At 33.1% G+C, this 24,821-nt stretch carries 20 protein-coding genes and 1 riboswitch; of the genes, 5 read left to right on the top strand and 15 right to left on the bottom strand.

Translation table 11 applies throughout. The features are described from left to right. A partial coding sequence (locus P8V03_RS06510) for a Glu/Leu/Phe/Val dehydrogenase dimerization domain-containing protein (RefSeq protein WP_318797389.1) occupies positions 1-348 on the bottom strand: 348 nt, incomplete at its 3' end. 852 nt (positions 349-1,200) lie between these two features. On the opposite strand from P8V03_RS06510, the gene P8V03_RS06505 reads away from it, so the two are divergent. Both P8V03_RS06505 and P8V03_RS06500 read left to right on the top strand, forming a co-directional pair. Then, positions 1,201-1,623: a hypothetical protein gene (locus P8V03_RS06505; protein ID WP_318797387.1), complete on the top strand. Its 423-nt coding sequence runs from the start codon at positions 1,201-1,203 to the stop codon at positions 1,621-1,623. A 627-nt stretch (positions 1,624-2,250) separates the two neighbouring features. Then, on the top strand, positions 2,251-3,183 hold the full coding sequence (locus tag P8V03_RS06500) for a DUF2935 domain-containing protein (RefSeq protein WP_318797386.1): 933 nt from the start codon (positions 2,251-2,253) through the stop codon (positions 3,181-3,183). A gap of 38 nt (positions 3,184-3,221) precedes the next feature. Here P8V03_RS06500 and P8V03_RS06495 read toward each other — a convergent pair whose 3' ends face one another. The 3 genes from P8V03_RS06495 to P8V03_RS06485 all read right to left on the bottom strand — a co-directional run bounded on the left by P8V03_RS06495 (position 3,222) and on the right by P8V03_RS06485 (position 6,167). Continuing rightward, positions 3,222-4,088 carry a tRNA 2-thiocytidine biosynthesis TtcA family protein gene (locus P8V03_RS06495; RefSeq protein ID WP_261670638.1) on the bottom strand — a complete coding sequence of 289 codons (867 nt, stop codon included), beginning with the start codon at positions 4,086-4,088 and terminating at the stop codon, positions 3,222-3,224. A 202-nt stretch (positions 4,089-4,290) separates the two neighbouring features. After that, positions 4,291-4,461, bottom strand: coding sequence for a zinc-ribbon domain-containing protein (locus P8V03_RS06490; RefSeq protein ID WP_261670637.1), 171 nt, complete (start codon positions 4,459-4,461; stop codon positions 4,291-4,293). Positions 4,462-4,721: 260 nt separating this feature from the next. Next, a complete protein-coding gene (locus tag P8V03_RS06485; protein WP_318797382.1) occupies positions 4,722-6,167 on the bottom strand; it encodes a DEAD/DEAH box helicase in 1,446 nt (481 codons plus the stop codon). 247 nt (positions 6,168-6,414) lie between these two features. Between P8V03_RS06485 and P8V03_RS06480 the strand changes: the two genes are divergently transcribed. Then, positions 6,415-7,692, top strand: a complete 1,278-nt coding sequence (locus tag P8V03_RS06480; protein ID WP_318797380.1) for an FAD-dependent oxidoreductase — start codon at positions 6,415-6,417, stop codon at positions 7,690-7,692. Between the two features lie 110 nt (positions 7,693-7,802). Here the strand turns inward: P8V03_RS06480 and P8V03_RS06475 are convergent, their stop codons facing one another. Beyond that, positions 7,803-8,783, bottom strand: coding sequence for a type I phosphomannose isomerase catalytic subunit (locus P8V03_RS06475; protein ID WP_318797378.1), 981 nt, complete (start codon positions 8,781-8,783; stop codon positions 7,803-7,805). A gap of 166 nt (positions 8,784-8,949) precedes the next feature. On the opposite strand from P8V03_RS06475, the gene P8V03_RS06470 reads away from it, so the two are divergent. Then, positions 8,950-10,158 carry a DEAD/DEAH box helicase gene (locus P8V03_RS06470; protein ID WP_318797376.1) on the top strand — a complete coding sequence of 403 codons (1,209 nt, stop codon included), beginning with the start codon at positions 8,950-8,952 and terminating at the stop codon, positions 10,156-10,158. 51 nt (positions 10,159-10,209) lie between these two features. On the opposite strand, the gene P8V03_RS06465 is transcribed toward P8V03_RS06470, so the two are convergent. From P8V03_RS06465 to P8V03_RS06455, 3 genes are all read right to left on the bottom strand, one after another. Continuing rightward, entirely contained in the window at positions 10,210-11,454 is a 1,245-nt protein-coding gene (locus tag P8V03_RS06465) for a GGDEF domain-containing protein (protein ID WP_318797373.1), read from the bottom strand. Between the two features lie 156 nt (positions 11,455-11,610). Continuing rightward, positions 11,611-12,183, bottom strand: coding sequence for a xanthine phosphoribosyltransferase (locus P8V03_RS06460; protein ID WP_318797371.1), 573 nt, complete (start codon positions 12,181-12,183; stop codon positions 11,611-11,613). Beyond that, positions 12,167-13,510, bottom strand: coding sequence for a nucleobase:cation symporter-2 family protein (locus tag P8V03_RS06455; protein ID WP_261670630.1), 1,344 nt, complete (start codon positions 13,508-13,510; stop codon positions 12,167-12,169). Before P8V03_RS06455 ends, P8V03_RS06460 begins: the two co-directional genes overlap by 17 nt. Before the next feature lie 198 nt (positions 13,511-13,708). Continuing rightward, a riboswitch (purine riboswitch) is annotated at positions 13,709-13,810 on the bottom strand. Between the two features lie 109 nt (positions 13,811-13,919). On the opposite strand from P8V03_RS06455, the gene P8V03_RS06450 reads away from it, so the two are divergent. Continuing rightward, a complete protein-coding gene (locus tag P8V03_RS06450; protein ID WP_318797369.1) occupies positions 13,920-14,753 on the top strand; it encodes a sulfurtransferase in 834 nt (277 codons plus the stop codon). An 87-nt stretch (positions 14,754-14,840) separates the two neighbouring features. On the opposite strand, the gene P8V03_RS06445 is transcribed toward P8V03_RS06450, so the two are convergent. From P8V03_RS06445 to P8V03_RS06415, 7 genes are all read right to left on the bottom strand, one after another. Then, entirely contained in the window at positions 14,841-17,963 is a 3,123-nt protein-coding gene (locus P8V03_RS06445; protein WP_318797367.1) for a DEAD/DEAH box helicase, read from the bottom strand. A gap of 216 nt (positions 17,964-18,179) precedes the next feature. Continuing rightward, positions 18,180-19,223 carry a polyadenylate binding domain-containing protein gene (locus tag P8V03_RS06440; protein WP_318797365.1) on the bottom strand — a complete coding sequence of 348 codons (1,044 nt, stop codon included), beginning with the start codon at positions 19,221-19,223 and terminating at the stop codon, positions 18,180-18,182. A 78-nt stretch (positions 19,224-19,301) separates the two neighbouring features. Further along, the gene (locus tag P8V03_RS06435; protein WP_318797363.1) at positions 19,302-21,158 is read right to left on the bottom strand and encodes an ABC transporter permease; all 1,857 of its coding nucleotides are present in this window, start codon (positions 21,156-21,158) and stop codon (positions 19,302-19,304) included. After that, on the bottom strand, positions 21,158-21,904 hold the full coding sequence (locus tag P8V03_RS06430) for an ABC transporter ATP-binding protein (protein ID WP_318797361.1): 747 nt from the start codon (positions 21,902-21,904) through the stop codon (positions 21,158-21,160). Before P8V03_RS06430 ends, P8V03_RS06435 begins: the two co-directional genes overlap by 1 nt. 13 nt (positions 21,905-21,917) lie before the next feature. Next, positions 21,918-22,766 (bottom strand): undecaprenyl-diphosphate phosphatase, encoded by an 849-nt coding sequence (locus P8V03_RS06425; RefSeq protein ID WP_318797359.1) that lies wholly within the window; start codon positions 22,764-22,766, stop codon positions 21,918-21,920. A 142-nt stretch (positions 22,767-22,908) separates the two neighbouring features. Beyond that, positions 22,909-23,877: a sensor histidine kinase gene (locus tag P8V03_RS06420; RefSeq protein WP_318797357.1), complete on the bottom strand. Its 969-nt coding sequence runs from the start codon at positions 23,875-23,877 to the stop codon at positions 22,909-22,911. A gap of 6 nt (positions 23,878-23,883) precedes the next feature. After that, positions 23,884-24,576, bottom strand: a complete 693-nt coding sequence (locus P8V03_RS06415) for a response regulator transcription factor (protein ID WP_318797355.1) — start codon at positions 24,574-24,576, stop codon at positions 23,884-23,886. Positions 24,577-24,821: the final 245 nt, after the last annotated feature.

Raw genomic sequence — 24,821 nt, 5'->3', positions numbered from 1 at the left:
AAATCCTAGGAATTTGATTATTCCTATGTAAACTGTAGGATGGAATCTTAATCCTCCCTTGTAAGGTCCTATAGCTCCGTTGAATTGAACTCTGAAACCTCTGTTAACTTGTAACTTTCCAGCATCATCAACCCATGGAACTCTGAACATGATTTGTCTTTCTGGCTCACAGAATCTCTCTAAAAGATTTTCTTCGATGTATTCTGGATGTTTGTCAAGTACTGGAGCAAGTGATCCTAAAACCTCTTCAACAGTTTGTAAGAATTCTGGCTCATTGCCATTTCTTTTCTTAACGTTTTCAATGACCTCTTTAATGTAGTCTGCTGAGTTTACTTTTACATTTGTCATTTTATTTACCCCCATATATGAATTTATTTTATCATTAAATTTGTACAATTGATGTCTAAGTTTCTTTACACTATTTATATTCGATAACTATTGAATTAATCCTTCTCTTTTTTTTAAATCTTTTTTAATTTCTTAATTAATAATTTATCAAAGATTTGTCTTTGTTTCACGTTTTGTCCCTAATATATAATTCCCCATGAATTTTTTCATATTCAATTATAGATTTTTCATTTGGACTTTATTGCACTTCAATTGGACTAATGGTTTTTTTTAAATTTATAAAAATATTTTTTTCACATCCTATGCATTAGTTTTAATATTCAGAATTGTATATGTGTTAATTATTTAACCCTGTTTACAAAACGTTTACATTTGATATTTTAAAATGAATATTATTTAATTGTTTACAGTAAAATAGAAAATCAAAGAACATTTAGTACAATATCATATACTACTGTATGAATTTTTAAGACAAGGTTTATATAATATTAACTATTCAACAAGCTATCGTCATAACATTTATCTAACTTGCTTGGCTTAACCCTAATTTTTGATTTTTTTTCATAACTTTTATAGTATTTTTTAACAATTCTTTTATCAATACTATATTCCCTACTGAAAGTAGAATAATTAGGTTTCAAATTCACACCTTTAATTATACTAAATACTAAATTGTTCTAATAAATTCTTAATCATCATCATCCATCCTAGGAATACGATACCGAAATAGGTTGACATTACCCTTATTGGAATATATAATCAATATCATGGCTAAAATGTAAAATTTGTCCAATTTTGTATTTATACTTGTAATTTTGCAAATATTAAATTTTATCAAGGGGGATTCAAAAAATGAACAAAAAACTTATAACATTTAATTCAGATACTAATAAGTTATATCTGGATGGTAAGTATGTTTGTACTGTAGAAAAATCAAATGTTTATAATAAATCTACTGTTGCGAAAACAGCAAGTAATGGTTGGGAGCAAATAGCCAATAGTCAATTTAAATTAAATTTCTTAGGATCAGAAAGTGCTGCTGTTATAGCTGGTATGATAGCAGCTGTCTATGCATTCCCACCTGATGCTGCTCTTATTGGTGGTGTAGGAGTTATAGTGGGAGTTGCAGGTTTTTGCTCATTTAAATATAGAGAATACTGGGATGCCAATTATAGAAATCCCACTGTGAAACATGAATTAGATGTGTATTCAGATAGAACTTGGAGTACATATGAAACAACAATAAGGTACACAGAATTCCCTCAGCGTGGATAAATTTAAATTAAAAATGAATACACAAATTAAATTTGCAATATTTCTAATGCTGTTTTTAATGACATGTATGTTTTATTATTTTAAAAATATAACTTTAAGCTTTGTTTCAATGAATTTAATTTTTATTTTTATTTTTCTTTCTAACGCAATTAAGCAATATAAGAAATTTAGTAAAGTATCTCTTAGTGTAATATTATCCTTATTACCCTTATTACTACAACTGTATTTAATATATCGATATCTATATTAAAATAAAAAATAAGATTCATAAAAAAGTAGTGCAGTTTAAATGATGAATCACCTTAACGGGCGACATTCAGGCTGCACTATTATTATGCTCAAAAGCATTATTTGTAAATATGCATCATAAACGGTAACGCTAAACTGCTTTTGTACTTTGTTTATGAAACTAGATTTAGAACATTAAAAGTCCTTGTAAAGCTACTTTTTATAAAAATTGTAATGCAGTTATGATGCAGGTGCCAATAGAAACACCTCCCAATAGTTAAACACTAGTGGTTTATTCTATAAGTTGAAGAAGTATTTTGCAGAATTCAGTATCACAAATTTCAACGTAACAACATACTATAGTAAGTGGATAGTATCATTAATATAAAGGAGATTATAATGTTATCTGATAAGGATTATATAAGACACTCACTAGAAACAAATCTATTCTTCTTAAGAATTGTAAAGGAGCATGCCATCTTCGCAGCAGCTTCTCTACCTCCAAGAGACATAACAGTATCCCGTCAGTTAGTTGCCTTAAAAAACACCTTCGAAAAACTCTTAGCTAGAACAGTAATATTGGCAAATGGAATAATAGGAAAGGAAGCCCTCTCCTCTGGAGAATTTGTGACTAAGCTTACACTTCCTGCTGAAAAGCAAACTCAAGCATTAACTGGTATACCAATAGATACTAGAATTACTCAAAGAGAGCTTAACTTAACAGCTGCTACCCAAGGAAAGCAAACTAAACAGCTGCTAAAGCAGGTTTCCATGTTAAACAAGGCTGCAATATCCGGAACAAATACCGCTATAATATTCAAATCAAATCTTTTAAAGAATATATCTACCTGTAAAGCCTTTAGCTATACTTATCCTTCTATGCTTCATCATATAATAGAAGAATCTAAGTTCTACGTTATGCTTCTTACAAAGCTTGAAAATAAAGATGGCATTGACAGCATTAGAGAAATGATTGAGCAGGAAATTCTTTGGAATGATATTATGGGAGATCATTCTAAATTTATAAGAGGATATCTAGACCCAACTGAGGTACAGCTTTTCCAAAAGGCTAACGATTTTGCAAATACCTTTGACGCCCTTCAAAAGCAGGTTAATTCCCTTAAGAAGGAACCTAATAGATTCCCAGCAGTTACAAAGAAAAGCTTAAATGAAGTTACAGAATTGAGGAACTTTAAGAAACAGGGTACTGAAGGAATCCTAGCTTGTAAGATAAGATCTGTTATGCTGCCACTTTTGGCAGACCATGTAACTAGAGAAGCAAATCATTATTTGAGACTTCTTAGAGAATTTAGTACTGTTCATAATGTATAAATAAAAGCGCCACCCAATTAAGCTTGGGTGGCACCTTTTTATTCTTCATCGTAAAAATCTAAATAGGAGTGTTTTTCTCCGTCCTTCTGCCAACCTAAAATTGAATCCATGTTGACATTTTGTGCTGCTTGGAATACAGACTTTTCTACATCCTTAAAGTTTTTCTTTAATTCAACTAGTAAGTCCTTAATTTCATAGCGCTTGTTTCCTATTTTCTCCGCAGCTACCATGCAAGCACAGTTTAATGGCCATATACCAGCATTTTGTGTAAAACGCTGAATGTTCTGCTCTTCAATATAGTAAAGAGGACGAATTAATTCTAATCCTGAGAAGTTTGTTGATCTTAATTTGGGAAGCATTGTTTTAAAGTTCCCTGAGTAAAGTACATTTAATAATGTAGTTTCAATAACATCATTAAAGTGATGTCCAAGAGCTAGTTTATTACAGCCCAATTCCTGTGCTTTTGAATATAGCGAACCACGACGCATTTTTGCACACATATAGCAAGGGTAGTCCTTTGCAATACGGTCTACTACTTCAAAAATACCAGATTCAAATATGTTAATAGGAATATTTAGATATTCACAGTTATCAATTAAAAGCTTTTTTATATCTGGATGATATCCTGGGTCCATGGCGATAAATTCTAATTCAAACTTCATCTGGCCATGACGCTGTAATTCTTGGAATAATTTTGACATAAGTAAGCTGTCCTTTCCTCCAGATACAGCTACTGCTATCTTGTCTCCCTCTTCTACTAATTTGTAGTCCTTTATAGCTCTTATAAATTTTGACCATATATGTTTTTTATATCTCTTGGTAATACTACGTTCTATTTCCTCTAGTGGCTTTCTTTCATTAAAGGGAACTAATACGTCGCAACCACTTCCTGCAATATCACTCATCTTTAACACCTCGCTTTTTGACCACATCATTATATCATTTTTTTAATTTTTTGTCTTTGAAAATTATCGTAACTTGTAGATACAATTACCAAAAAGAATTATTTCTTAGATAACAGCTTATTTATATTAAGATGTGTAATGTTATATAAAACTAAAAACCCTATAAGATTAAATCTTATAGGGTAAAGTATTCAAAATGTTATTATCTTCTGAATCCTCTGTTGTTGTTGTTTTGTTGCTTCTTTGCTCTTCTGCAATCAGCACATCTTTGTGGCTCGTTTTCGAATCCTTTCTCTTTGTAGAAAGCTTGCTCTCCCTCAGTGAATACGAAATCTTTACCACAGTCTTTACATACTAAATTCTTATCTGCCATGTTAATTTCCTCCTTTTTGAAAATTAAGATTTAAAACTGACAACTAATTCTCAAAACGAGGACATGTTGTTCACCATTATTAAATCTCCTTAGCGATTATTTAACCGCTAGTACTTATTCATAATACCATACCACTATTTATTATGCAATAGATAATAAAATAATATTTTAAAAATCGTTAACCATATTTATAAAATATTTACTATTCCATCTATTTGGTGATGTACATTTCTGTTTTAATCTATTGAATAGCTTTCAGTTTACTTTGCTGCTCTTTGAACCTTAACAATTTTCCCTTTTATAGTCTTATGCTGAAGTGCCTCTAGCACCTGCTTTCCTTTTCCATCTAATATATCCACATAGGAAACATTATCTTGGACATCTATGATTCCGATATGATCTGCAGTTATACCTTCAATGCTGGTAATAGTTCCTACTATATCTCCTGGTCTTATTTTTTTCTTTTTGCCAGCACCTATGTATATTTTCATGATTTCCTTGTTAAGCTTAGCACTTTTGTCGGTTTTCAACTTAGGCTTAACCTTAGACTTTTCCTCAAATATTTTTCTTCCCTGCTCTACATCTTCATTAGAAGGCATCTCAGCTCTTTCTATTTTATATCCCACATATTCTTCTATGTCACTTAAAAATCTATGTTCATAAGGAGTTACAAAAGTTATTGCCATTCCTTCGCTGCCTGCACGACCAGTTCTTCCAATTCTATGAACGTAACTTTCATTTTCTAGCGGAATATCGTAGTTTATAACATGAGTTATATCCTCTACATCTATTCCTCTGGCTGCTACATCAGTAGCTACTAAAAAGCTGAATTCCCCTCGCTTAAAGCTTCTAATAGTATCAATTCTTTCCTTCTGAAGCATTCCTCCATGAAGTGCACTTACAGAATAACCTCTATTTTTCATTTTCTGAGCTAAGGTTCCTACGTTATCTTTTGTTCTGCAGAACAGTATACAACTATCTGGTCTTTCTGTGTATATAACTTTATTTAAAAGATTAAATTTCTTATCCTCTTCAATTTCGTAGTACACCTGTTTAATTTTTTCCCTATTTAATGTTTTAGATTCAATCTCAATATTAGTGGGATTAATCATGTATTTACGGGCTAGTTCTTCTATTTGCTCTGGCATAGTTGCAGAAAACAACATAGTTATTCTGTCTTTAGGCAGCTTATTTATTATAGCCTCCACTTGGTCAATAAAGCCCATATTCAACATCTCATCTGCTTCGTCTAGGATTAAATATTTAATCTTATCTAAGCTTAAGGTTCCTCTGTCAATATGATCCATTGTTCTTCCTGGAGTGCCTACTACCATATGAACTCTCTGTTTTAGCTCTCTTACCTGTGATTCGAAGGGCTGTTTACCAAAGATAGCTGCAGCTCTTACTTTTTTAAATCTTCCTATATTAGTTATATCTTCTTTTACCTGAATTGCTAATTCTCTAGTAGGTGTAAGCACCAATACCTGGGAGTCTCTTTCTTCTATGTCTATTTTTGTGCATAGAGGAATGGCAAAGGCTGCAGTTTTTCCGCTTCCAGTTTGAGATTTTACTATGATATCTCTGTCCTCAAGAGCTAAAGGTATAACCTGCTCCTGAACTTCTGAAGGCTTTTTGTAACCTAGAAGGTCTATAGCCTTTAGGATTTCTTCATCTATATTGAAACTTTTAAATTCTAAATTTGTCATACTTGTTTCTCCTTCTTATATTTTCTTATGAACTTAAATTATAACAATTTTCTCTAATAAAAGCATTCTTTTCATTAATATATCTAATTATTATATTTCCCAAAAGATAATATAAATAGTACAAAATTAAAGGCGAAGCTAATTGATTAACACTAAAGTTTCAATAATTATTTTTAAAACCAGTCACAAAATTACAATTTCTAAATATGCTGATAGTAGCATTCAAAATGAAAGGCTGGTGTTATTTATGAAAGTGATAATTATAGGTGGGGGTTGGTCTGGCTGTGCCGCTGCAATTACAGCTAAAAAAGCAGGAGCTGAGGTAGCCTTATATGAAAAAACTGATTTATTATTAGGGCTTGGAAATGTAGGAGGGATATTTAGAAACAATGGAAGATATACTGCTGCAGAGGAATTAATAAACCTAGGTGCAGGAGACTTGATTCGGATTATGGATGCTAATGCTCGGCATAAAAACATAGACTTTCCTGAGCATAACCATGCATCTCTTTATGATGTAAGTAAGGTTGAGCCAGATGTGCGAAAGTACTTATCAGATTTAGGTATCGAAGTTAACTTAATTGCCAGAGCAGCTACAGTGGAAATGGACAATAGGAGGATTAAAGCCATAAAGCTTCAAGATGGCAGCCTTATAGAGGGAGATGTATTTATAGACACTACCGGTTCTACTGGTGCTATGGATAACTGCTCTAAATACGGAAATGGCTGTGTAATGTGTGTTTTAAGATGTCCTACCTTTGGCTCAAGAGTTAGCATAAGTGCTAAGGCTGGTGCAGCGGACCTGTATTCAGAGAGGGTTGATGGAACTCCTGGTGCCTTTAGTGGTTCCTGTGAAGTACCAAAGGACAGTTTATCTGATGAGTTAATTAAAGAGTTAGATGAAAAAGGTTCTGTGGTGCTAAAAATTCCACCTGAAGATGTTAACTCAGATAAACTAAATATTAAGGTATGTCAGCAGTATGCGCTACAACAATTTGCAGAAAACTTAGTATTACTTGATACTGGACACATTAAGCTTATGAGTCCTTTCTATCCTATTGATAAGCTTAGAAAAATCCCTGGTCTAGAAAAAGTCCGATTTATGGACCCTTATGCTGGCGGAAAGGGTAACTCTATAAGGTATTTAGCTGCTGCTCCTAGAACCAATGACTTAAAGGTAATTGGGGTGGATAACCTGTTCTGTGCCGGTGAAAAGTCTGGCTTCTTCATAGGTCATACCGAAGCTATTTGCACAGGCTCCTTGACAGGTCATAATGCAGTAAGATTTGCTGCAAAGATGCCTTTGCTAGTTTTACCTAATGAAACTGTCATTGGTGATATTATTTCTTATTCTAATTACAGGCTGACTACCGAAAATGGCAATAGGATAAGACATACTTTTTCTGGAGCAGAGTATTTTAACAGAATGAAGAAGATTGGCTTATACTCAACGGATAATGGGGAGATTAAGGATAAAATCCATAGACTAGGCTTGTCTGATATTTTTGATAAAAAGTTAGTATAGAACAAAATTGAAGACTGTACCATGCTTTGGTGCAGCCTTCAATTTTTATATCAATCAGCCTTTTCTATAATGACTATGCTCAAGTTAACTTTATGACTTTTATAGTATTATTATTTTTTTATGAAACTTATTATTTCTTTCTCCACTTTTTCTACATCTGGAACATAGCTTTTTAATACTTTCATAGTTCCTCTTAAAGTATACTTGCCAAGGGCTGCAGGAATTAAAATACTATCTCCTTTTCTAAGCTTTTCAAGTCCACCCTCATAGGCTATCTCTCCACTTCCATCTACCACAGTGAAAACAAAAAATCTTTCTTCACTACTTGCTTCTTCCACTTCAGTTCTTAGGTCATACATTTCTAGACAAAAATCCTTACATAAACATAGGTAGGTTTTGTCAAAACCTTCATTTTCTATTTTGATTCCCGTACCTTTTTCTCCTCTTAGCCTCAAATCAACTACGTCTAAAGCTTTTTCTATGTGAAGTTCTCTATCCCTTCCATAGTCGTAGACTCTATAGGTAATGTCGCTATTTTGTTGAATTTCCGCAATAATAACTCCTTCACCTATGGCATGTATCTGTCCGCTTTTAACAAAGTATACCTCTCCCTTTTTCACATAAACTTTGTTCATGTAAGGCTCCAAGTTTCCAGTTTCTATAGCCTTTCTAAACTGATCCTTTGTACATCCTTCTTTTGTTCCAACTACGATATTGGCCCCCTGAAAAGCTTCTACTACATACCATACTTCAGTCTTTCCCTTATCTCCTTCTACTTCTCGACCATATTTGTCGTCAGGATGTACTTGGACAGATAAACTGTCCTTTGCATTGATAAGCTTTATTAAAAGAGGAAACCAGTCCTTAGGGATTTTTGTTCCAATTAGTTCACTGCCCTTTTCTTTTATTAAAGTATCTAATCTTTTTCCTTTAAGTTCCCCGTTTGCAACAACACTTGTTCCATTTTTGTGGCAAGCAACGTCCCAGCTCTCTCCTATATTTCCTTCTGGAAGATTATCTCTGAATAATGATAAATCTCTTCCACCCCATATTTTCTCAAAGTATAAGTTTTCAAATTTTATAGGATACATGGCAGTCCTCCAATTTTAATTTATATATCTATACTCTATTATATATATTTTTAATCTTTTCTTCAAATTCCCTGTGAAAGCTTATAACAACATTGACAAACACACATACTAAGTATAAAATGAGATGAGTTTTTACCAAAATTAAACTTAAAGGGGAGACAACTATATGACAACATCCTTTGACATATTAGGACTTAATGCCAATTTAATAGAAGGACTAAAAAAAGAAGAAATAACGGAACCTACGGATATTCAAGCTAAGGTAATACCTTTAGCACTAGAAAACAAGGACATAATAGGTGAATCTCAAACAGGAAGCGGAAAAACCCTAGCCTATCTGCTGCCTATATTTCAAAAGGTAGACAGCAGCAAAAGAGAAATGCAGGCAATAATACTGGCTCCTACCCATGAATTAGTTATGCAAATAGATAGACAAATAAAGCTTTTAGCTGATAACTCCGGCATACCAGTGACTTCAACTGCTATAATAGGAGAGGTTAATGTTAAGAGACAAGTGGAAAAACTAAAGGAAAAGCCTCATATAATTGTAGGTTCAACAGGAAGAATATTTGAACTTATAAAAATGAAGAAGATAAGTGCTCACACTGTTAAAACCATAGTGATAGATGAAGGGGATAGATTGCTAGATAGAAACAATCTATCTAAGGTTAAAGATGTAATTAAAACTACTATGAGAGACAGACAGCTTATGGTATTCTCTGCTACTATAAAGGAAGAAACTCTTAAGGAAGCAAAGGCTTTGATGAAGGATGCTGAAATTATAAAGGTTGCAGATAAAACTTCTGTAAATCCAAACATCTCACACATATACTTGGCTGCAGAACAGAGGGATAAAATTGAAGTTTTAAGAAAGCTAGTAGCTGCTATAAGCCCAGAAAGAGCTATTGTATTTATTAATAAAAGTGAAGAGACCCAGCTTACTACCCTGAAGCTCCAGCATCACAATATTGCAGCTCATGGAATATTCGGTAATGCATCAAAGGAAGACCGTAAGAAGGCTATGGAAGGATTCATAAGCGGAAAGATCCAAATTCTAGTTGCTTCTGATATAGCTGCTAGAGGTTTAGATATAAAAGACGTAAACTACATATTCAATTTAGATTTACCAGAGGACCCAAAGGAATACTTACACAGAGTTGGAAGAACAGGAAGAGCCGGAAAGTATGGCTGTGCTGTTTCTGTTGTAACAGAAAAGGAGCTTTCTTTAATAAAGAAATATGAAAGGGAGCTTGATATAGAAATTCAGCATAAGGATATCTATAAAGGAACTTTCGTTGATCCTAGAAAAGCTAAGCCTGCTGTTAAAAAAGATGTTAACAAAAATTCTGACGTAAAGAAAAAAAAGTTTAAATAACAAACTGATAATTATTTTAGAGTGCAAATACCATGTTTTTGCACTCTAAAATCATATTTTAACCCTTTGGTAGGAATCTCTATCAAATTCCTTTATTCCTCCCTTTACAGAATGTTTTACTTGATACATTGCAAAATCTGCATGTTTTATAAGTTCATCGTAATTGCCTCCGTCTATAGGATAATAGGCTATGCCGCTAGAGCATTTTATTTCTTTCTCTAGTCCTCCCGGAAGCTGGAACCTTTTACTTTCTCTATAGAAAATCTCCTTTATTTGTGCAAAGGCACTTTCTTTATCTGTAAAGCCATGAATATATATTGCAAATTCATCTCCTGATATTCTTGAAATCACTGCTCCAATTTCTTTAAAAACTGATATATTCTTTGCTGTGCACTGTATATAGTTATCGCCTATTTCATGACCATAGGTATCATTTATATATTTAAGATTATCTAAATCCATAAAAATCATTGCTCCAAAGCTTTTAGGGTCTTTCTCAATGATATCACTTACAATTCTTCTAAAAGCACGTCTATTATATAAACCTGTAAGAATGTCATAATCCCTATCGTACTCAAGCTTTTTCCTCTCTTCTACTTCATCAGTTATATTGGTGATAATGCCTAGAAGATTTTCTCTATTTTTTATTGATTTAACTTTTATCCATATGCTGTTCTCTGAATTATTAAATTTATACTCAACGGTAAGGTTGTTCTCCTGCAATATGGATTTAAAGATTTTTTCTCCTAAGATATCAAACCATTCATCATTAGATATATAGTTATCTCCGTTAATATGTTCAATATTAAGCATATTAAAAATGTTATCTGTTAGATAGGTCTTTCCTGTGTTTAAATTATATTCAAAGCAGCCTATCCTTTCATCGACTAGATTAAATATTTCTGTCAACCTAGCTGCCAAATCGTAAACCTCCCCACTTATATCTTCTAGTGCAGTGGTTAGTTCATCTATTTCGGATATTCCACTCTTCTCTAAATATAACCTGCCTGCTTTGTCCTTATTTTTTATTACTTCCTTTACTAGTCTTGAAATAGGTCTTGCAAAATAGTTTGAACCTATAATTATTATTATGATTGATACCACTATACAAAGGACAACGGATAACGCAACTGAAATTAATAGCTTAGATAAAACTTCATTATTAGGAATTAGTCTTAATATATCATCTGCTGAAATATATAGAAAAAAAACAAACATGGATGCTATTATAATCATTATAGCTATGGACATGGTGATAATTCTTAACCTAATTGACATGCCATGCTTTCTTTTCATAACTCCTCTCTACTCCTTTTATTTTTTACATATCTACTTTAAAAAATTTTCTACTATATTTCATTATATTATTGGTACCATTAATAGGTGATTAATCTATAAATAAAAACCGCCTCGGAAGCATACTCTGCTCCAGAGACGGCACTATCTTTTCTATTATTCTACAAATTCAACTATTCCTTCTTCAAGCTTAGCAATTCTAGCTAATGAATACACATCATATCCTTTATTGTCTAAAGCTTTACGGCCAGGTTGAAAGGATTTTTCAATTACTATACCAATTCCAGCAACCTTAGCTCCTGCCGCCTCCACTAAACGGGCAGCTCCTAATGCAGCTTCTCCATTGGCTAGAAAGTCATCAATAATTAGTATTGAGTCATCTGCTTTAATATACTTTTTTGATAGTGTCAGTTCATAATCTACTGACTTTGTAAAGGAATGAACGGTAGTCTGGTACACATCTTCATTTAAGATTTTTGATGTCTTTTTCTTTAAGGTTACCATCGGTAAATTCATTTGCATAGCAGTCATAACTGCTGGAGCAATTCCTGAGCTTTCGATGGTAAATACCTTTGTGATTCCATGGTTCTTGAAATAATCTCTAAAATAAGTTCCCATTTCATACATAAGTTCTGGGTCTACTTGATGATTTAAAAAAGAGTCCACCTTCAATACGTTTTGGGATAATGCTTGTCCTTCTTCTTTTATTCTTTTATGCAATGCTTTCATTTATATCACCTATTTCACAAGATTTTGTGCTTTCTTCTTTTAATATTAAATTTAATACTAGTGCTGCTATTGTTCCTGTTGAAATCCCCGATGAGAAAATCATCTTTAAGCCTTCTGGAAGTTGTGAGATAAAATCTGGACGGAAGGTAACTCCCAGCCCTAATCCAATAGATGTAGCTATAATTAATAGGTTACGATTATTTATCTTTACACGACTTAGGGTTTCAATCCCTGCTGCCGCTACTGTTCCAAACATAACAATTCCAACTCCACCAAGTACAGGCTGAGGCATTATATTTATTAAGGCTGCAAATTTAGGGAATAATCCTAAAAGAACTAGTAATATTCCAGCCATCATTGTTACATAACGGCTTGCTACCTTTGTTAGCGGAATTAATCCGATGTTTTGACTAAAGGATGTATTAGGTAATGCTCCAAAGAATCCTGCTAGCATACTTCCTACTCCATCTGATAAAACCCCTGCACCTATACCCTTTTCCTCTGATTTTATTTCTGAAACCTCATTAATAGCTTTTAAACATCCTACTGTTCCTATTATTGTAACAAAATAAGCTGGAATAAAAGGTAACACAACATTTAAGTTAAAGTTTATTCCATGTCCAAAAATCTTAGGTAAGGATAACCAACTTGCCTCACTAACAGATGAAAAGTTTATCATACCTAGTGGTATACAGATAACATATCCTAAAGCCATTCCTATTAAAATCGAGGCACTGCTTATCAATCCTTTTCCATAGTGATTTAGTAACAGTGTAATTATCATTATTAATAAAGCTATAGAAATATTTTTTAAACTACCATAATCGCTACTTCCTACACCGCCAGCAGCCCAATCTATTGATACCGGCAGTAATGTTAAACCAATTAAAGATACTACCGTTCCTGTTACAATTGGCGGGAATAATTTCATAAGAGGCTTAACAAAAAAACTTAAAATAATAACTATAAAAGAGCCTAAAATTGTTGCTCCAAAGATTCCTGCCAGTCCAAATTTTGATCCAACTACAATTGCTGGTGCTACGAAGGTAAAGTCTGTTCCCATAACACAGGCAACTCTAGCACCTACTGGTCCAATACCTCTAGATTGAATAAAGGTAGCAACCCCTGCCATTAAAATACTACTACTTATTAATGCTGTTGAAGTTTTTGCATCCAGACCTAATGCCGCTGAAATAACTATTGGTACAACAATAATTCCACCAAAGGCTGCAAAGATATGTTGAAAGCCTAATAAAATTTGTGTTAACATCTTAGGCTTGTCTTCAACTCCATAGATTAATTCAATGTGATTTTCCTTCTTCTTCATCTTTCCATCTCCCTCTATGATCTAAAGTATTTGTCTATCATACATAGAGCGTCGTAAGAGATACTTAGGCATATTAAAAATGCCAAATAAAAAAACACCCCAATAAAAATTGAGGTGTTGAGTTCCAGATAATCAGATTAAAATCCGTCTCCCCCCTAAGGTATGCCTAAATCTTAGATATACCCTAGGAGCGATGCTTATCCTAAAACAATACCTCGTAGTCTGCTAATTTACGGCTAGCAGGTAGAAACTTTCGGTCCATATTACCGATGATATACGAGCTTTTTGTATGATATGGAGTATTATATCACACTCCCCTATAAAAAAACAAATCTTTTAAAAACTTTTATTTTAACTAGGGAATTTTATAATATAATTAATATTAAGAAGTAAAAAAGGGGTGTTGTATATGAGTAATTTTATTACATCAAAGTGGCTTTATGAACATGCTGAGGATAAAGATTTAGTTATAGTAGATTGCAGAGCTGATTTATTTGATAAAGACTATGGAAAAAAGCTTTATGAAGAAGGGCACATTAAAAATGCTTTTTTTCTGGATGTTAAAAAGGATTTAGCTGACGAAGAAAAGGAACATGGAGGAAGAAGTCCTCTTCCGGACCTTAAAATGCTAAAGGATAAGCTTGAAAGCATAGGCATAAGTAATGATAAGACTGTTGCAATTTATGATGAGGCAAAGCTTGCAGGAGCAGAGAGATTTTGGTGGATGATGAAGTATCTTGGTCATGATAAAGTTTATGTGTTAAATGGAGGCATAAATAGCTGGATAGAGGAAGGCTATCCTCTTTATAACGAAGTTCCTATGGCTGAGAAAGGTGATTTTAACATAAACTTAAGGGAAGATATTAAAACAGACATATTTGAAATCAAAGGAAAAATGGCCAATAAAGACTTTATTATAGTAGATTCTAGGGCTCCTGAAAGATATCGTGGAGAGGTTGAACCCCTTGATAAAAAAGCAGGACATATACCTGGGGCAAAAAACTTCGATTGGAAAAACGTACTTGATGAAAAGGGAAAATTTAAATCAGAGGATGAACTAAAAGAATACTTTAAGCCTTTGAACAATTATAAGGATATAGTTCTTCAATGTGGTTCAGGAATTGATGCTTGTGGTAACTTTATAATATTGGATGAATTAGGTTTTAAGCCAAAGCTTTATGTAGGCAGCTGGAGTGATTGGGTTAGCTACGATGACAGCCCTGTTAGCAAGGGAGAAGAATAGAAAAGGCGCCCACTCCTGGGGTGCAAATGTACCCCAGGTACGGACACCATTATCTCTTGAGAAAGATTTGCTCTGAAAATAGAGTGACTAATCTCTATTAAATAGCTGAACAAGTTCTTCTCTTGACAGCCTATTTATCATGCTGCTATCCTTAAGCTCACCTGTAATAATGTTATCAATTAGTTCCTTTTTATGTTCCTGAAGCGTAAGTATTTTTTCCTCTATGGTACCTTTGGCAACTAGCTTAACTACTTCTACTACATTCCTCTGACCAATTCTATGAGCTCTATCTGTTGCCTGATTTTCTACTGCTGGATTCCACCAAGGGTCAAAGTGAATAACCAAGTTTGCCGAAGTAAGGTTAAGTCCCGTTCCTCCTGCTTTTAGGGAAATTAAAAACACCTTTACCTCTTCACTATTATTAAATTCATTTACCAGTCTAATTCTTTCTTTAGAAGGGGTAGATCCATCTAGATAGAAATATTCAATTTTCCTATCCTCTAAGGATTCGCCTATTTTCTTTAATGCTGAGGTAAATTGAGAAAACAACAAGGTTTTACCTCCAGAGTGTATGTTTTCTTCCAGCAGTGTCATTGCTGCCCTAACTTTTCCGCTGCCGCCCTTATATTCCTCTAATATTATAGAGGGATCTAGACAAATCTGTCTCAGCTTTGTTAAATAGGAAAAGACTTCAATTTTCCCCTGAAAATTATTTTTCATCTTTGCTCTCACATCTTTTATATAAGAGCTGTATACCGCCCTTTGAGCTGTAGTCATTTGTACAGTCATCTTCTTTTCAATTTTATCTGGAAGCTCTTCTATAACTTCTTTTTTAGTTCTTCTTAAAATAAAGGGTTTTATTAATAATTTAAGGTTTTCTAAATCAAATTCTGTGTCGTAAATAAATTTTTTATAAAAGTTTTCCTTAGAGTACAAATATCCTGGCATTACAAAGTCAAATATCGACCAAAGCTCCATTAAATTGTTTTCCATAGGTGTTCCTGTAAGTGCAAATCTTGTCTTAGCCTTAACTTCCTTAACAATCTTTGTGGTCTGAGCCTCAGAATTTTTTATATTTTGTGCCTCGTCTATGATGCAGTAGTCAAATGAAATTTCATTATATTTTTTAATATTATTTCTTAACGTTCCATAGGTAGTTAAAATAACATCATAATCCTCCAGGTTACTTATTATCTTTTCATGTTCGCTGGAACTACCATGAGCAACTCCTATTCTTAAAGTTGGAGAAAACTTTTTGAATTCATCCTTCCAGTTATATATTAAGGAGGTAGGTGTAATTATTAAGGATTTTTTATCCTCTTCAGATAGAAGAAAGGCTATTGTTTGAACGGTTTTACCAAGTCCCATTTCATCTGCTAATATGCCACCAAAACCAACCTCACTTAAGCTTTTAAACCACTTAAATCCGCCTACTTGATATTCTCTAAGCTTCGCCTTTAAGTCTCTTGGCAGAAGTAGTTCTTTACTATTCAATTCAGTTAGTTTATTTTCTATATCTTTTAATAAATGTACACCTTCTCCTAACTTATAATCCCTATTTTTTAAAGCTTCTGTTATATACAAGACTTTATTCTTCTCTATTTGTATCCATTTGTCTTCTATACTAGTATCCTCATTTAATACCTGAATTAAATTAAGAAAAGTTATTACACCTTCATCTTCAAAATCCAGGAACCCGTTATCCTTAGTTTTGTAAAACCTGTTATCTGCCTTATAACTTTCAATTATATTATTTAATTCCCCAACATCTATATCTCCAATATTGTAATTAAAGTTAAGATAGCCATTTTCCTCGTATAAGTCTATCTCAATAGACCTGGAGTCATATATTTTAATATTCTCTAGTCCCTTTCCAAAGGTAACTGAACCTAGGGAGTGTATAATATTTTCTCTATTGTTTAGAAGATTAAAAAGTTCTTCATCTCCGCCAACAAATAGCAGCTTGTTCTCCCTTCTGATAAACCTGTAATATTCTAGCTTCATAAGAACCTTCTCTTCTCTGCTAAAGTCTCTTATAAGCTGCATCTTGCTGCTATTTTCATCTAATATATTGATTTTTTCATTATAATAAGTTGCATATACGTCACAGTATATGCATTCTTCTTCCTTATAGATATGGAATTCAAAGCTTAAGGAATTAGAGGAAAACCTCTTTACCTCTTCTGAAATAGTAACATTTTTCGAAATACTGTTTAGTAAGGAAATAAGCTTATTATAATTTTGTATAGTTTTAACAAACTGCACTCTACCATTTTTTTGAAACCCTTCATATAAGAGATTATATTTTCTAATTTGATTTTCTGAAGGAAGATAGAGTTCATCATTAAAAAGATATACGTCCCTATTTTCATTTAAAATAATAGGAAGTTTTTTATGAGTTGTTAATATAAGATGGTCGTCTTTTTCTTTAAGAGTGAAGCTAAGTGGTAAATCTTCTTTAAAAACAAAGGTTTTATATTCTATACCCTTATATTTAAATATAATTTTATCTTCAAGAATACAGCTTAGAAACTTTCTTAATTCCTTAGGGTCTATTATTAAATTCCTACCTGTGCTTGAAATATTCTTGTTTGTATGGACTTTTTCCCTTATGAAATCTATAATTTTCATATCACTGAGGCGAATTTCATGATTCACGGGATTGTAGGCAAACTGATTATTGAAATATATTTTTTTCTCTTTGTCTAATGCTGAAATAAAGCTTCTTAAGTCATCAATTAAATACTTATGTTCAAAGCCTAGACGAAACTCCAGCTCATAGGTAGTTACACCCTTCCACAACTTATGAGTTACCTTTATTCCAACAGCTACCTTATCCTTCTCAATTTCCTTCTTAGGCAATTCTTTCTGATTTTCTTTTTTCTTGTAAAGCTGGTTTAAAAACTTATATCCAGTGCCGGTTAAATGCTGACACATAAATAATTTCCTGGTTTTAGATAGCTCTTTAAAGTCACTGCAACCACAGCTTACAGCCTCTACTTTTTTATCTGATAAATTTATTTTTATATGAGTCTTAAATTCATTATGGGTTACTGCGTTTAGTACATCTCCATAAATATGGTAGAAGTTTTCTATCTTTCTTCCTCTTATACCGGAAACTAGTCCTCTCTTAAAGACCTCTTCTCCAGTTTTTTTCATTAAATTGGAGGCTGGTTTGAAAATTATTTCTTCTAACTTTTTTATATTCATTTTCTCCCCCTTACCTTGTTGTTTTATTTTAAGTACTATAGTTAACTCTAATAATATAATTATACTATGTTTTTATGGTTTTTATTTTTTATTTTTTACTAAAGTACTTATCGGAAGTCTTGAAAGTTAATAAAAAATAAGCCCGACCTTTGCCGAGCTTATTTTTATATGGTTATAAAAGCTTCTCTATTATATAACTGCTTGGTAAGCAGACTGCTAATCCGTTGTGGTATCATCAGTGATATCATCCCAAGACTCCTTCATGCAGTGGCATGACTTCTTCATCATTGGATATGACATGGCAGGCTTCATAGCTGGGTGACCCATCATGTGACATGGGGCTTTCATCATCATAGGGCATGGTCTTTTTACCATATGACACATAGGTTTCATCATAGGGTACGGCTGTTTTGGCATTGGTGGACATGGCATCATAGGCTGCATAACTTGAGGTTTTATCATTATAGGCTGCTCTACAGGCTGTACTATCGGATGAATTTTTAACTGTATATTTGTATTTTCTACTACTGGCTCTATTTTAAACTGCACCTTTATTGGATCCATTACCACTGAGCCAACCTTAGGTTGTATATTAAGCTCCATATCTTGTGATTCCATTTTTGGCTGTATATTTAATGGCATACTTTGTGATTCCATCTTTGGTTGTATATTTAACTCCATGCTTTGCGCGTCCATCTTTGGCTGTATATTTAATTCCATGCTTTTCGGCTCCATCTTTGGTTGTATATTCAATTCCATGTTTTGTGGCTGCATCTGTGGCTGTATGTTTAATCCTAAGTTTTGTGGCTCCATTTGTGGTTGTATATTTAATCCCATACTTTGTGGCTGCATCTGCGGTTGTATATTTAATCCTAGATTTTGTGGTTCCATCTGTGGCTGTATATTTAATCCCATACTTTGTGGTTGCATCTGCGGCTGTATATTTAACCCCATGTTTTGTGGCTCCATATGAGCCTGTATATTTAATTCCATGTTTTGCGGCTGTATCTGTGGCTGTACTTTTACTGGCTGTACTGGCGGTGGTATATATTGTGGCGTTTTTTGTGGCTGAGGTTGTGGTTTTGGCTGAGCATATTTTTGAGGCTGTGCTTTAATAGGCTGAGCATAATTTTGCGGCTGTTGTTGTGGCTGCTTCATTTTTCTTTCCGTTTCTTCCTCTTCCATTCTATACATCATCATTGGGCACATCATAGGATACTGAAAAGGCATATAATCTTCCATTTCATAGTCTCGGTACATGATTTTCCTCCAATTAAACATTACATCAATTTATTATATGCAGAGCTTTCTACTATGTTCATGGTTAATATTAAATCTTTACGATGACAATGCCCTTTTAATCTCTACTAAGTAGCTTTTTCTTATAACTAGAAAATAGATAACCTGAACTACCATCATGCCTCCCATAACTAGAAAAGCCGCTGTAGTTATCTCTAGTTCAAAGGCATATTTTAGGGAAGAGAGTGCAAAAAAGGAGTGTATCACAGCAATTATATAAGGAAATAAAAACAATACTCCTATTTCGATAGTTAATATCCTCTTTATCTCCTTATAGGTTAGCCCTATTTTATAGAGCTGCTTATACTTCTTTTTATCCTCTAGAATATCCATATAACACTTGTTATACAAGAAGCTTGCCGTTGTTATTAGAAATATAAGTCCTATAAATATTGAACTGAATAAAATTATCCCATAGGCTATCTTAGTTCCTTCTAATATATTAGCCTTAAGAAAATTATTATAGTAGCTGCCTATTTTGTCTTCTCCAAAATTATTATGATAATCCTTGCATATCTTTAATGTGCTCTTATAATTCTCAACGTTAAAGACCCAAAAATAGTTTTTAGCTCCTTTTATATTTTCATATACATTATCTTTAACCACATATACCTCTCCATAAAAGGCAGGTAGTATTCTTCTGTCATTCTTTCCAGTAAGCTTTAATTCTATGTTATTTAATATAATAGACTTTTTCTCCTTCTGAGCTAAGGTAGAAACTATTATACTCTCATCCTCATTAAAGGGAATTGTGCCTAGAGATATCATGGCTGCTAATTCTTTGTAGGCAGTTTCTTTAATTATGGCAACTTCTTCTTTATATCCATCTGGAATAATAAATTTCATTTCGCCCTTAGTCTTAGTGTAATCTATTCTCTCTCTTTTCAAGGCATTCTCTATAAAGTCTGCTCTACTTTTATTGTTATCCCTATTAGCTAAGAAAAAAGCCTGAGGAAAACTTCTGTTTATCTGCTCTTCCTTATCCCTCCAATAAGCATATACTGACCCTACAGCTGAAAGAGCCACTGCTGAGGTTATAGTAATGAGGAAAAATATTCTCGTATTGTCTTTTACTCTGTACAATAAATTTGATACCCAGAGCATTTTAGTTTTATTCCTGTATACTTTCTTATTTTTTTTAATTAACTTAATTATAAATATACTTAATTGAGAAAATAATAAATATGTGGCTGCAATAACCATTGTTGTTACTGGTATTATTCTATTAGCTATTGTCTTTATATTGGCTGTAATGGACAAGTAATAACCTGTAGCTAACAATACTATGCATATAACTGTAAGAAAAATAGATGTCTTTGGCTCTGGTTTTGGCTTTTTAGATCCTTTAAGTAAAGTTAAAACCCTATCTTCCTTTATAATGAAGGAACAAAGCAGCGAAATTACTATACCTATTATTAGAAAAGCAGTGAAAGTAATAACTGCAGCTTTGGTTGGAAAGTAAAAGCCTAATGCACTATATCCTAACAGCTTTCCACTAACTGCTAAAAGTATTTTTGAGAAAACTAAGCCTAGCATTATGCCTAACACTCCAGCTACTGAACTAATTAGTATGTTTTCAGTAGTTATCATCCTTTGTATCTGCTTTTTAGAGGAACCTGTAATATAAAGTATTCCGAATTCTTTATACCTACTTTTTAAAAATACACTTACTGAATAAAATACAAAGAAGGATAAAAATAGATAGGCAATAATTGTGGTCATATTAAGAGCCTTTTGTAAATACAGTGGCAGCAGATCTGCTTGAAAACCTGGATGAAATATAATCATAGTGAAGGAAAATAGTAAGGCTGCGGATATGGTGCTGCTTAAAAAGTAATCAAAATATCCGCTTATATTTCTAAGCACATTTTTAGCAGCAAATTCTCTTAAGTTCATTAGTTACTTCCTCCCAGTAGTGCAAGTAAATCAATAATTTCCTGATAAAACTGCTGTCTGCTGTCACCTCTATAAATCTCGTTATATATGGCTCCATCCTTGATAAATAAGATTCTGCTGCAATAGCTTGCAGATAAAGGGTCATGGGTTACCATCATTGTAGTTACCTTTTCCCTTTCATTTATCTCTTTTAGCAATTCCATTACAGTCTTCGCTGACTTTGAGTCTAGATTGCCTGTTGGTTCATCCGCCAGAAGTAAGGCAGGCCTGTGAATTAATGCTCTTGCAATTGCTGTTCTCTGCGCCTGTCCTCCTGATATCTCAAAGGTTCTTTTGTTTAAAAGCTCTTCTATACCAAGTATCCTTGCTATTCTATCTAAAGCTTTATCCTGCTCCTTAACAGACACTCCATCTAGAGTAAGTGGAAGCACAATATTTTCACCAACTGTTAAAGTATCCAACAAATTAAAGTCCTGAAAAACAAAGCCTAATTCTCTCCTTCTAAATAAAGCAAGGTCATCTCCTTTAAGCTTTAAAGGATTTCTGTCTTTTATTTTTAGTTCTCCAGAAGTAGGTTTATCTATTGTTGAAATCATATTTAACAGCGTTGTCTTGCCACTTCCGGAAGGTCCCATTATTCCTACAAATTCTCCTTCTTCTATGGTAAAACTTATATTGTCTAAGGCACTAAATACTACCTTACTTCCATATACCTTACTTAGGTTTGTAACTTGCAAAATCTCCATACTTTTCCCCCTGCTATGTTAAAGTAATAATATTTGTTAGTACTAATATCCCTAGCAAAGTACCTGCTGCAATTCTATACACTGCAAAGACCTTCATTGGTTTCTTTTTTAGATAATCAATAAACTTCTTAATAACTATTAAGGCTACTATAAAAGCCACAATAAAACCTACTGCTAGTGAAACCCATAAAGTCCCTGTCATTATAGAAAAATCAAATTCGAAAAGATCCTTTGCTGAAGACCCTACCATAGCTGGGATAGCTATAAAGAAGGAAAACTCCGCTGCTGCTGCTGTTGATAACCCAGCAACCCATCCTCCCATAATTGTAGAAGCACTTCTTGACATTCCCGGCCATACAGCTAAAAGCTGCAGTACTCCAACCTTAAAGGCCTGCATAACTGTTATGTTATCTAAGCTTTCTACTCTGTGAGCCTTATTTCTATATACTTTTTCAATTATTATTAATAGGAACCCTCCTACAATAAATCCTAATATAACTGCTTCTGGTACAAACTTTGATTTTATCTTATCGTAGAATAACACTCCTACAACTGCCATTGGAATAGAAGCTGTAATAACGTTTATTCCAAACCTAAAGCCAGTCTTTCCTTCTCTTCCTCTAGTAATTATAAACTTTAAAAAGTCTCTTATGCTTTCTTCTATTTTCCCCCAGTACAAAACAACAACTGCCATTATTGCTCCAAGTTGAATTACAACTTCAAACATCTTTGCAAATTCCCCTTTAAAGCCAATAGCCCATCCAACTAATATCATATGCCCTGTAGAAGACACAGGAATAAATTCCGTTATTCCCTCTACTACAGCAATTAAAACTGCCTTTAATATAAAAATTAAATCCATACCCTATCACTTCTCCTTACAAACTTTATTACTGACTATAGTTTATACTAATAATAAAGAATGTAGTATTGGTTAATCTTACAGTTATGTGACAGTTGTGTAAGATTGAAAAATAGATGTTTTTTAATCTTTTCAGCAGCTCTTAGTTCTTGAACTTTATTGTAACTGTTGTTCCTTCATCAACTAAAGACTCTATCTCTACCTCATGTCCTAAACTCTTGCATACCTCTTTCGTTATGTATAGCCCCATCCCCGTAGACTCTCCATACTTTCGTCCGTTTTCTCCAGTGAAGAATGGATCAAATACTCTTTTGATATCCTTCTTAGGGATTCCAATTCCATAGTCAATAACAGTTAACCTGCTTCCCTCAGCTTTTATAATTAATTCTTTTCCTTTACCCTTTGAATATTTTATTCCATTAACTATGAGCTGCTTCAATACAAACTTTAACCACTTTCCATCAGTATAAACTTGCATATCTTCATCTATCTCAACTCTAGGGATTATTCCATTTTTTATAAAACTCTTCTTTTCCTCGTTAACGGTATCCAAAACCTGCCTTTTCAAGTTAACTCTTTCTACTAATAGATCCTTTTGAAAGGAACTTAATCTTGCAAAATACATCGCCATATTTAACCCTGCATTTAACCTGCTGACCTCCTCCTGCATTTCCTCAAATTCCTCTTCGCCTTCATACTGTTGAAGCTGAAGCTGGATTACAGACAGAGGTGTCTTCATTTGATGTATCCATTGATTAATAAATCTAAGATGATCTCTATGAAGCTTATTTCCCTTTTCTATTTCAGCTTTGTATAAATTGTGTAGCTTCTTTAATATCTCAGATACATTTTTACTTAATTCTGAGCCTCCAAGTTCTGTAAAAGCATCATTTAGAGAATTCACTCTATGTCTTAAAAGTCTATACAACTGTCTATTTTTATAATACCTAAAAGCTAAAAAGGTAAACAAAATAACGGTATTAAAAATAAGTATGTATATAATCTCACTTGTTTCTATAAATCCCTTAAGGCTGGAGTATATAATGGTGAGAGCCAACCCTAATAGGTATGTAAAAATATAACCTTTGTTATCCTTTAAAAATAATTTCATAATCAATCACCAGGTTTTATTTAATCTATAACCTGCTCCTCTTATAGTTTCTATTGCCTTATCTATGCCTAACTCCTGAAGTCTTTTTCTTATTCTACTGATGTTTACACTTAAGGTATTCTCCTCTACAAAATCTAAATCATCCCATATCTTTTCTAAAAGAAAGTTTCTGCTGACTACCTTAGGATACTTTTTCATTAGATATTCTAAAAGTATACCCTCTCTTTTAGTTATAATTACTCTTTCCCCTTTAAATTCTAGTTCTGATCTTTCTGGATAGAGCTTAAGACCATCAACTTCTACTATTTTTTCCTCTACCTTAGGCGCATACTCACCATAAGTTCTTCTTATGTGGCTTTTTATTTTTGCTATAACCACATCATAGTAGAAAGGCTTTGTAATATAATCATCTGCTCCACTTTCTAGAGCCATTATCTGATCCATGCCACTATCTCTTGCAGAGATAAATATTATAGGAATCTTTGACTGCTGTCTAATCTTTCTGCACCAGTAGAAACCATCATACTTAGGCAAGTTAACATCTAGCAATACTAAATCTGGATTATATTCATTAAAGTCATTAAGGATTTCCTGAAAGTCTTCTGCTGCCTTAGCCTGAAAACCGTATTTCACTATATATTCCTGCAGCAAAGCACTTATGGATAAATCATCTTCTATAATATATACTTTATAGTTCATGTTACCTACTCTCCTGTTTACTAATAATTCCAAAATATTACCTGTTTTTTAATTATACTATGTTTTTAGCAATGATGTAGAAATTATATATTTATTTTATGCTGCTTTGCACAAATTTAATGAAAGGTATATAACACAAAACCCAGCACCTGTAAAAGTACTGGGTTTCAATAAGTATTGTGTTGTAAAGGGCCGTAACTATTCTAATCAGCAGATTAGGATGCTACACATATTTATATCTTAAT

Source organism: Clostridium tanneri (genome assembly GCF_033659955.1).
Lineage (GTDB): Bacteria > Bacillota > Clostridia > Clostridiales > Clostridiaceae > Clostridium_AM > Clostridium_AM tanneri.
This window is presented reverse-complemented; position numbering and strand designations above follow the sequence as displayed.

What these genes read in the sequence shown, in the direction of transcription:
- P8V03_RS06505 (WP_318797387.1), top strand. Translation starts at nt 1,201, where the DNA reads ATGAACAAAAAACTTATAACATTTAATTCAGATACTAATAAGTTATAT.
- P8V03_RS06500 (WP_318797386.1), top strand. Translation starts at nt 2,251, where the DNA reads ATGTTATCTGATAAGGATTATATAAGACACTCACTAGAAACAAATCTA.
- P8V03_RS06495 (WP_261670638.1), bottom strand. Translation starts at nt 4,088, where the DNA reads ATGAGTGATATTGCAGGAAGTGGTTGCGACGTATTAGTTCCCTTTAAT.
- P8V03_RS06490 (WP_261670637.1), bottom strand. Translation starts at nt 4,461, where the DNA reads ATGGCAGATAAGAATTTAGTATGTAAAGACTGTGGTAAAGATTTCGTA.
- P8V03_RS06485 (WP_318797382.1), bottom strand. Translation starts at nt 6,167, where the DNA reads ATGACAAATTTAGAATTTAAAAGTTTCAATATAGATGAAGAAATCCTA.
- P8V03_RS06480 (WP_318797380.1), top strand. Translation starts at nt 6,415, where the DNA reads ATGAAAGTGATAATTATAGGTGGGGGTTGGTCTGGCTGTGCCGCTGCA.
- P8V03_RS06475 (WP_318797378.1), bottom strand. Translation starts at nt 8,783, where the DNA reads ATGTATCCTATAAAATTTGAAAACTTATACTTTGAGAAAATATGGGGT.
- P8V03_RS06470 (WP_318797376.1), top strand. Translation starts at nt 8,950, where the DNA reads ATGACAACATCCTTTGACATATTAGGACTTAATGCCAATTTAATAGAA.
- P8V03_RS06465 (WP_318797373.1), bottom strand. Translation starts at nt 11,454, where the DNA reads ATGAAAAGAAAGCATGGCATGTCAATTAGGTTAAGAATTATCACCATG.
- P8V03_RS06460 (WP_318797371.1), bottom strand. Translation starts at nt 12,183, where the DNA reads ATGAAAGCATTGCATAAAAGAATAAAAGAAGAAGGACAAGCATTATCC.
- P8V03_RS06455 (WP_261670630.1), bottom strand. Translation starts at nt 13,510, where the DNA reads ATGAAGAAGAAGGAAAATCACATTGAATTAATCTATGGAGTTGAAGAC.
- P8V03_RS06450 (WP_318797369.1), top strand. Translation starts at nt 13,920, where the DNA reads ATGAGTAATTTTATTACATCAAAGTGGCTTTATGAACATGCTGAGGAT.
- P8V03_RS06445 (WP_318797367.1), bottom strand. Translation starts at nt 17,963, where the DNA reads ATGAATATAAAAAAGTTAGAAGAAATAATTTTCAAACCAGCCTCCAAT.
- P8V03_RS06440 (WP_318797365.1), bottom strand. Translation starts at nt 19,223, where the DNA reads ATGTACCGAGACTATGAAATGGAAGATTATATGCCTTTTCAGTATCCT.
- P8V03_RS06435 (WP_318797363.1), bottom strand. Translation starts at nt 21,158, where the DNA reads ATGAACTTAAGAGAATTTGCTGCTAAAAATGTGCTTAGAAATATAAGC.
- P8V03_RS06430 (WP_318797361.1), bottom strand. Translation starts at nt 21,904, where the DNA reads ATGGAGATTTTGCAAGTTACAAACCTAAGTAAGGTATATGGAAGTAAG.
- P8V03_RS06425 (WP_318797359.1), bottom strand. Translation starts at nt 22,766, where the DNA reads ATGGATTTAATTTTTATATTAAAGGCAGTTTTAATTGCTGTAGTAGAG.
- P8V03_RS06420 (WP_318797357.1), bottom strand. Translation starts at nt 23,877, where the DNA reads ATGAAATTATTTTTAAAGGATAACAAAGGTTATATTTTTACATACCTA.
- P8V03_RS06415 (WP_318797355.1), bottom strand. Translation starts at nt 24,576, where the DNA reads ATGAACTATAAAGTATATATTATAGAAGATGATTTATCCATAAGTGCT.